Source organism: Cupriavidus sp. FW305-F7 (assembly GCF_058782875.1).
Genome location: NZ_JBYSYC010000100.1, coordinates 1 through 7,766, shown reverse-complemented (window position 1 = coordinate 7,766; position 7,766 = coordinate 1). Strand labels below are relative to the sequence as shown.

The 7,766-nt window shown below is 64.2% G+C and carries 7 protein-coding genes and 1 pseudogene; 3 read left to right on the top strand and 5 right to left on the bottom strand.

The genetic code is table 11. The features are described from left to right. Positions 1-410 precede the first annotated feature (410 nt). Positions 411-1,640 carry a molybdopterin-dependent oxidoreductase gene (locus AC3WL8_RS39470; protein WP_153956796.1) on the top strand — a complete coding sequence of 410 codons (1,230 nt, stop codon included), beginning with the start codon at positions 411-413 and terminating at the stop codon, positions 1,638-1,640. Between the two features lie 10 nt (positions 1,641-1,650). Further along, positions 1,651-1,929: a c-type cytochrome gene (locus tag AC3WL8_RS39465; RefSeq protein WP_013952938.1), complete on the top strand. Its 279-nt coding sequence runs from the start codon at positions 1,651-1,653 to the stop codon at positions 1,927-1,929. A 96-nt stretch (positions 1,930-2,025) separates the two neighbouring features. Here AC3WL8_RS39465 and AC3WL8_RS39460 read toward each other — a convergent pair. Further along, positions 2,026-2,183: pseudogene (locus AC3WL8_RS39460) on the bottom strand (type II toxin-antitoxin system YoeB family toxin); the annotation flags it as partial. Positions 2,184-2,288: 105 nt separating this feature from the next. Here AC3WL8_RS39460 and chrA point away from each other — a divergent pair. Beyond that, a complete protein-coding gene (chrA, locus tag AC3WL8_RS39455) occupies positions 2,289-3,518 on the top strand; it encodes a chromate efflux transporter (protein ID WP_153956797.1) in 1,230 nt (409 codons plus the stop codon). A gap of 30 nt (positions 3,519-3,548) precedes the next feature. On the opposite strand, the gene AC3WL8_RS39450 is transcribed toward chrA, so the two are convergent. The 4 genes from AC3WL8_RS39450 to ampC all read right to left on the bottom strand — a co-directional run bounded on the left by AC3WL8_RS39450 (position 3,549) and on the right by ampC (position 7,650). After that, positions 3,549-4,928 (bottom strand): YncE family protein, encoded by a 1,380-nt coding sequence (locus tag AC3WL8_RS39450; RefSeq protein ID WP_153956798.1) that lies wholly within the window; start codon positions 4,926-4,928, stop codon positions 3,549-3,551. 36 nt (positions 4,929-4,964) lie between these two features. Then, positions 4,965-5,411, bottom strand: coding sequence for a CopM family metallochaperone (gene copM / locus AC3WL8_RS39445; RefSeq protein WP_153956799.1), 447 nt, complete (start codon positions 5,409-5,411; stop codon positions 4,965-4,967). A 111-nt stretch (positions 5,412-5,522) separates the two neighbouring features. Beyond that, complete coding sequence (locus AC3WL8_RS39440; RefSeq protein WP_013952933.1) at positions 5,523-6,341, bottom strand: hypothetical protein; 819 nt, start codon at positions 6,339-6,341, stop codon at positions 5,523-5,525. A 118-nt stretch (positions 6,342-6,459) separates the two neighbouring features. Then, positions 6,460-7,650 carry a class C beta-lactamase gene (gene ampC / locus AC3WL8_RS39435; RefSeq protein WP_211981318.1) on the bottom strand — a complete coding sequence of 397 codons (1,191 nt, stop codon included), beginning with the start codon at positions 7,648-7,650 and terminating at the stop codon, positions 6,460-6,462. Between the last annotated feature and the right edge of the window lie 116 nt (positions 7,651-7,766).

Here is a 7,766-nt window from a genome sequence, read left to right as displayed (position 1 = left end):
CAACTCCGCACAAAAAGCACGCCCGCACCGACATTTGAATTCAGCGGGCGCTCCGACCTTTCAAAACCCGCTGGACAGTGATTGTAAGGGCCAAACCAGAATGTCCGGTTCTGGCTAAGTTCAAATGTCCGAGTGTGGCAGGCGCTTGAGATAGCCATCTGCCAGCGCTTGAACGACCTTGAGCCGGTCGATCTGCCGCACCGTCATGGTAATGGCTCCTGCTGACATGACGGGCTCCGGTCTCGGACGGACGGAAAGCCGTCAAGCTTCCCGACTTCGGCCCGACGCTGGCCTGCGAGAGAGCCTCTCTTCCGCGCCCCAGGATGAGCTTGGTGCCAGACCGCCGCTTGCTGGGCCAATGGCGCGGCATGCACTAGAGTGATGTCATGTGGACCTCGGACGGGGGCGACATGACCACACGCAGAGCGTTTCTCAAGCGCGGAGCCGGACTGCTGGCCGCCGGCACTGGGCCATTGCTGCCGGCACCGCTTTTCGCGGCGGTCGCAGACATGACGCCCGAACTGCCTGAAGGCGCGCGGGAATCAGCGGTGCTGGACGCGCTGCCGGGCAAGCTGCCACTCATCAAGCGGACTTACCGGCCACCGAACTACGAAACGCCACTGGCATATTTCGGTGAGGCCTTCACCCCCAACAATGCATTCTTCGTGCGCTATCACCTCGCTTCCATTCCCGAGGTGAACGAGGCCGACTGGCGGCTGCGAATTGGCGGAGAGGCGGCCACAAGTCCGTTCGAGCTGACGCTTTCCCAACTGAAGAAGGACTTCGAGCCGTTCGAGGTGGCGGCGGTTTGCCAGTGCTCAGGCAACCGGCGGGGCCTGTTCCAGCCTCACGTGCCGGGCGTGGAATGGGGGCCAGGCGCGATGGGCAATGCAAAATGGCGCGGCGCAAGGCTCAGGGACGTACTAGCCAAGGCCGGGATCGGCAAGGACGCCGTGGAGATTGCCTTCGACGGCGCGGACAGACCCGTGATCGCGCAGACGCCGGACTTCGTCAAGAGCATACCGGCATGGAAGGCGATGGAGGAAAGCGCCCTGATCGCCTGGGAAATGAATGGCGCCCCGCTGCCGCACTGGAACGGCTACCCTGCTCGCATCGTCGTGCCCGGCTGGACCGCGACGTACTGGGTCAAGCACATCGTCTCGATCAATGCGCTGGCCAAGCCCCTGTCCGGGTTCTGGATGAACCCCGCCTATCGCATCCCCAAGGGCAAGTTTCCGCAGGTCGACCGCTTTGTCAGCCAGGAAACCGACGTCAACATGCCAATCACTGAGATGGTGGTGAACTCGCTGCTGACGAATCCGCTGCCGGGCCAGCGCATACGGCGCGGCACGGTGCTGGAGGTGAAGGGGATCGCCTGGGACGGCGGTTACGGCATCTATCGCGTGGAAGTTTCGACCGACGGCGGGCGAAGCTGGCAAGCAAGCGAGCTTGGGCCGGAGCATGGGCGCTACGCCTTCCGGCTCTTCAGCCTGCGGTTCACGCCCGGCAAGAGCGGCAAGCTTGCCGTCATGGCCAGGGCCATCAACCGCGCCGGCGCCACCCAGACGTTCGAGCTGATCCACAATCCCGCGGGCTATCACCACAATGTGGTCCAGCGGGTCGAAGTCGAAATCGTGTGAGGGAGATGCCATGAAAGCCATGCTGCTCAGCCTCATCCTGGTGACGGGCAATGCGCTGGCCGATGAGGCGAGCATCAGGATCAAGGACGGTGCCGGCAAGGACAAGGTCATGGCCAACTGCATCAGCTGCCATAGCATCGACTACATCCCGATGAACTCGGTCTTCCTCGATCGCAACGGCTGGACCGCCACGGTGAACAAGATGGTCAAGGCGTTCGGCGCCCCCATCAAGGACGAAGACATCCCTCAGATCGTGGACTACCTCAGCCGGTACTATGGCAAGGGATGAGGCGGGCGAAGGCGGTCAGGAGGCGAAACGCGGCACCCATTGCTGTTGCGGCACTCAGGGCCTTCTGGCTTCCCGCCTGACGCGCAAGTGGTCAGCTTACTTGTCGCCGTCGTGGTAGCAGCAGCTGACAATGCGCAGCCTTCATCATCCGCCGCATAGACCAGGCGGTTCGTGTCGTCGGTGCGGCGCGACCAGAAGCCCGACAGGTTGCCCTTCAAGCCTTCGGGCTTGCCGATGCCACCCCGAGGTAGTCTCGATACAATATCGAAATTCGTTATACAAGGGCCGGCAGGCACTGGGGGCTTTGCGCCCACGGCTCGCGGAACTGGTCGATGAAACCTTAACCGAGAACACCGCCGATGCCCCCCAGCCCCGCTCAGGACACAAACCGCGCCGCTGACGCCGCAACACGTGGCACGGTTCCAGAGGTTCTTCGGGCGTTCCTGAAACTTGGCCTGACTTCATTCGGCGGCCCGATCGCGCACCTGGGTTACTTCCGCACCGAATTCGTGGAGCGCCGCCGCTGGCTGGACGACAAGAGCTACTCGGACCTGGTCGCGCTATGTCAATTCCTGCCGGGGCCCGCCAGCAGCCAGGTTGGCATGGCGCTGGGCCTGCAGCGGGCGGGCTGGCTTGGCGCGCTGGCCGCCTGGGCGGGCTTTACCCTGCCCTCTGCGATTGCACTTGTCCTGTTTGCCTTTGGCGTTGCGCGCTGGTCCGGCGTAGCGGATTCCGGGGCAGTCCACGGCCTGAAGGTGGCGGCCGTGGCAGTTGTCGCACAGGCGGTATGGGGCATGGCCAGGTCGCTGTGTCCGGACCGGCTGCGCGCGGGCATCGCGGTCGCGGCCGCGCTTCTGGTCCTCGCGGTGCCAGGTGCGGTGGGCCAGATTGCTGCCATTGTGCTGGGTGGCCTGGTTGCGCGCTGGACCTTGCAGCTGAACCATCTGCCTCCTGCCCAGCATCTCAACTACGGTGTGAGTCGCCGGGTCGGCGTTCTGCTTCTCGCGCTGTTCGGCGTGCTGCTGGTGCTGCTCCCGGCCCTTGCCGCTGTGACCGGTTCCATGGCGGTGTCGGCCGTGTCGGTCTTCTACCAGGCCGGAGCGCTGGTTTTCGGGGGTGGACATGTCGTGCTGCCGCTGCTGCAGGCTGGCGTGGTGCCCCCTGGCTGGGTCGGCAATGATGCATTCCTGGCGGGCTACGGTGCAGCACAAGCTGTTCCGGGCCCCCTGTTCACCTTTGCCGCGTACCTCGGGGCGCTCTCCCCCGCGCCATTGGGTGGATGGGTGGGCGCGCTGGTACTGCTTCTCGCGATCTTTGCGCCGGCGTTTCTGCTGGTGGCGGGCGCATTGCCATTCTGGGAAAGCCTGCGCCAGCGCGATGGGGTGCAGAGCGCGATGGGTGGCATCAATGCCTCTGTTGTTGGCGTCTTGGTCGCCGCGCTGTACGACCCCGTATGGACCAGCGCGATTCACTCGAAGGCGGATTTCGGCCTGGCGCTGGCGGCCTTCGGCCTGCTCGTCTACGGCCGCGTGTCACCCGTGCTGGTGGTGGCCGGCACGGCGCTGGGCGGATGGATCCTGGCGCTCTAGCCGGGGATCCGCCAACCCAGGTCGCTCAGCTCACGGCACGCTCACCAACACCGCCCTAGCCGGATCCGCCGCCGCATCGCCCTCCATGACGATCAGCTTCGCTGGGGTGGCGCTCTTTGGCGAAAGCGTCGTCACGACTTCGCGCAGCGGGCCAATGGCGGTGCCATTGGCCATGCCGGCCGCATTGGTGCGGAAGCTTGCCACGGGCGTGGCCTGTCCTGCGACATAGACGCTGTAGGTGGTTTGCGGCTTCAGCTTGAACAGGGATACTTCCAACGCGTCGACAACACCAAGATTGCGCGCAACCACAAAGCCCTTGGCATCGCCATTGACCGGCCTGAGGGCGATGTTGACCGGATCGCTGTTCGCTCTCGGCACAAGGTTCGCGGTCCCTTCGCCGCCTGGCACGGCGTTGGAGACATAGACCAGTGCCTGCGGCGCCTGGCCCACCGGCACGCGGCTCATGACCTGGTTCGTTGCGGTGTCGATCACGTCCACGGCGTCGCCGTTTTCCAGGCCGACATAGATGCGTGAACTGTCGTCGGCAGCCCAGATGCCGTGCGGCAGCGCGCCGACCGGAATGGTCGCGGCCAGCCGCGGTTCGGCCTCGGTTGTGAATACCTTGACCACGTTTTCGCCGCCCACTGTCACATAGGCGAACGTGCCGCGCGCAGTCCTGGCAAAGGCAAGGTGATTGGTGATGAAGCCGGTGTCGAAGACGCCCTTCACTTCCAGTTTTTCGGTGTCGATGCGGGTAACCTTGCCCACGTCCTTGTGCGTCATCCACACCTCGCGGAAGTCCGGCGTGAACTGCAGGAACGGTGAAAACGGGCTGGTGACATTGAGCCGCTTGACCACCTTGTGTGCCTTGACATCGATGACATCCACCACGGGGTTGAAGCTGGAGACTACGAAGGCGAGCTTGCCGGCAGGATGGAACAGCACCATGCCCGGCCCTGCCGTGGTCTGGATGCGGCGGGTTTCACGGAACGTCACCGGGTTGATGACGGAGATATAGTCTTCGCCGCGGACGACTACCCACACCTCTTTTCCATCCGCGGTAAAGAAGCCCTCATGCGGTGAGCGGCCGATATAGGCAATGCCCTTGACTTTGTTGGTTGCGGTATCGATGAACGCGACGGAATTCGAGCCGTTCGAGATCGCGATCAGGGTCCGATGGTCAGGCGAGAAGCCAAGACCATGGACATTGAGTTCGCCCTTGTATAGCGGCGACAGCACGTCCGGCCGCGCGTTGCCGAGGCGGATCTGCCCAAGCAAGGTGTTGCTCACCGGATTGATCACTGAAACGGTGTTGCTGTTCTGGTCAGCGGTATAAACGCGATCCTGTGGCTGCGGCGCGGCGACTGCGAGAGGCGCGGCCACGGCAAGGATAAGGGCATGTCTTTTCATGAGTCGGTCCTGATGCGGGCGGTGTATGTCCGTGGGTTAGCGAGGATTGGCGGCGCCAGGTGTCCTGGCCTGGCTGCGCTGGAGCCAGGCTTGCATCAGGCGGATCTCATTTTGCTGCTCGGTGATGATGCCCTGGGCAAGATTGCGCAGCTCCGGGTCCTTGCCATACAGCAGCAGCGCCTTGGCCATGTCGATCGCGCCCTGGTGGTGCGGAATCATCATGGTGACAAAGTCGTGGTCGGGGATGCCGTTCATGACTGCCTGCGCCATGCCGTGATCCATCACGGCCATGGCGTCACCCATCAGGCCGGAAAACGGCTTTGCGGTGCTGGCGACAAAGGGCGGCGGTGCCTGCCCCGGGGTGGTTTGGTGATGCCGGTGGGCATCCTGGGCTGGCGCGGCAAAGCTTGCAGCCCATAGGAACAGCGCCGGCACGATGCGTGCCGCAGTGCCGACGCCATTGCGCGGGGTTCTCCGTTGCATTGCAGGGTCTCCTGTTTTCCGGGCCTGGCGTTCACCGGCGGCCGGGGGATTACCTGCGTATACACGCGGGGCGCGTGAACTATTCCATGGAGAACCGGATATTTTTGCGCGCTAGCCGTTGGGGTACGCCGCCGCGATAGCCATGGCGCGCAGCCTCTGCACCTGGGCGGACATGTCGTGCAGCAGGTAGAGGTCGCGCCGACGCGTCCAGGACTGGCCCGATTGCGCGTCGTATTCGCCAGGCATTTCCACACCTTCCGGGGCAAAGGCATTCATGCCGCGGTCGCGCGAGGTCAGCACACAGCGCTTGACGTGGTCACGGAAGCCAATGACCCCCACTACCCCCATGCCGGCGGCATTGTTCTGTTCGAGTTCCACCACCTTTGCGGCAACGCCATCGGTGCTCAGGTAGGTGATGCTGCCATCCGGATTGGTCACCGGCTCGATCGATACCATATCGGTCAGGCCGTACTTGGACTTCAGGAAGCGCGCAATCTCCCACTGCGCGTAGACCTTTACCGGGTGCTGCTGATAGATGGCATGGACGGTGTCGGCGAGCTTTTCATTGACGGGGCCCGGGTCCGGCAGTGCGGCCTGGTTCCCGCCATTGGTCGGCGTGTTGCCGCTTTGCGCGTTCGGCCGGTTGCCGAACCCGTACGCCACGATGCGGTTCAGCCGGGATACCGCGATGGTCGGAGGCTGCCAGGTGAGCGCAAAGTCCAGCACGTGGGGCGAGATCTGCTCCGCAGCTGCGGTGTCTTTAAGCTGAACCGCCAGGCGCGCGTTCATCTGGCGCTGCAGTTCCGTATCGGAGATCGCGGCAGGTGCGTCGGCGGCATTACCGTCCCCGCAGGCGCTCAGGATGGTGGTGGCGATCGGGGCCGCAATGGCCGCGGAGGTGGATGCAAGGAAACGGCGGCGTTCAAGCATGAGTGGACTTCATCGGATAAGAATCAGGGCGACGATGCCTTGCCGGATCAACCGGCAAGAGCGGTCCAGGCAGCTTGCCTGGGCAACGTGTCGCCTTGATGAAGGGCGTGCCCTCCCCTTACCGGCTGCCGGCCCCTGCTGGCACACCGTCCAGTACCGCCAGTATCCAAAACGCTGCCTTTACCCGCTCCGGCACCGGGAAGTTCTTGTTCGCCAGCATCACGATGCCAATCCGCTTCGCCGGCACAAAGACCACGTAGGCGCCAAAGCCATTGGTCGAACCGGTCTTGTTGACCAGCACATCGGCGGGCGATGACAGCGGCGGCTCCAGCCGGCTCACCGGGTTCGCCTCGAGCACGACCTGCGGTGAACTGCCGGCCAGCACGCTGTCGACCCGGGTGGGCCAGGCGTACATTTCCCAGCCCAGCCCCTGCACCATGTCTCCGACCTTGAAGTATCCGGTGTGCGTCCCGGCAATGGCACGCCGCAGCTTGTCGTCCAGGCCGGCGCTGTCGATGTTGGCTTCGACGAAGCGGATCATGTCAGCCGCCGTGGTTTTCACGCCGTAGGCTTCGGCATCCAGCACGCCGGGCGCCACCCGGACCGGCTTGCCGTCTTTCGAATAGCCATAGGCATAGTCGCCCATGCGCGCTTTCGGCACCCTGATGTAGGTGTGGGCCAGGCCCAGCGCCGGGAACAGCGTCTTCTCCATCAGGTCATCGAAGGGCTGGCCCATGCTGCTGGCAGCCAGGTAGCCGAACAAGCCGATGCTGGGATTCGAATACTGGCGATGGGTGCCGGCGGCATATCTGGGGCGCCAGCCCCGGAAATAGTCGACCATCGACCTGGTATCGGTGACCGCATCCGGAAACTGCAGCGGCAGCCCGCCGGCTGCATAGGTGCCAAGATCGAGCAGGCTGGTCGCGCCCAGGCTGCTTCCCGCGAGCGCCGGCAGGTATTTCCCGGCAGGGTCGGCCAGAGACAGGGCGCCGCGGGCCTGTCCATAGGACGCAAGCGTCGCGGTGAAAGTCTTGCTGACCGAGCCGATCTCGAAGAGCGTGTCGCCATCGACCTTGCGCCCGCCCGCCTTCGACGCGACGCCGTAGTTGAAGACATAGCGCTTGCCGCCGGCCGTGACGGCAACGGCCATGCCGGGGACGCCGTGCGCCGCCATCAGGGGGCGGATGGCATCGTTCACAGCGCGTTCGACCTGGCGCTGCCTGACACTGTCGGCGGCACTGGCATTGGCTGCGAAGAGGCTGCAAGCCATGGCGAAGGTGGCGATGCGGGCAACAGGAATCCGTTTCATCAGATTTGCTCCGAGAAACCTCGCCATTCAAGGCGGGGGGTGAAAGGAGCGCCGCCGAGAGGCGGCATTCCCACGTTAGAATGAGCGGCATGATTCGTGTCTACCGCTACCGGGTG

Coding starts and splice junctions, on each gene's coding strand:
- AC3WL8_RS39470 (WP_153956796.1), top strand. CDS start 411: ATGACCACACGCAGAGCGTTTCTCAAGCGCGGAGCCGGACTGCTGGCC.
- chrA (WP_153956797.1), top strand. CDS start 2,289: ATGCCCCCCAGCCCCGCTCAGGACACAAACCGCGCCGCTGACGCCGCA.
- copM (WP_153956799.1), bottom strand. CDS start 5,411: ATGCAACGGAGAACCCCGCGCAATGGCGTCGGCACTGCGGCACGCATC.
- AC3WL8_RS39440 (WP_013952933.1), bottom strand. CDS start 6,341: ATGCTTGAACGCCGCCGTTTCCTTGCATCCACCTCCGCGGCCATTGCG.
- AC3WL8_RS39450 (WP_153956798.1), bottom strand. CDS start 4,928: ATGAAAAGACATGCCCTTATCCTTGCCGTGGCCGCGCCTCTCGCAGTC.
- ampC (WP_211981318.1), bottom strand. CDS start 7,650: ATGAAACGGATTCCTGTTGCCCGCATCGCCACCTTCGCCATGGCTTGC.
- AC3WL8_RS39465 (WP_013952938.1), top strand. CDS start 1,651: ATGAAAGCCATGCTGCTCAGCCTCATCCTGGTGACGGGCAATGCGCTG.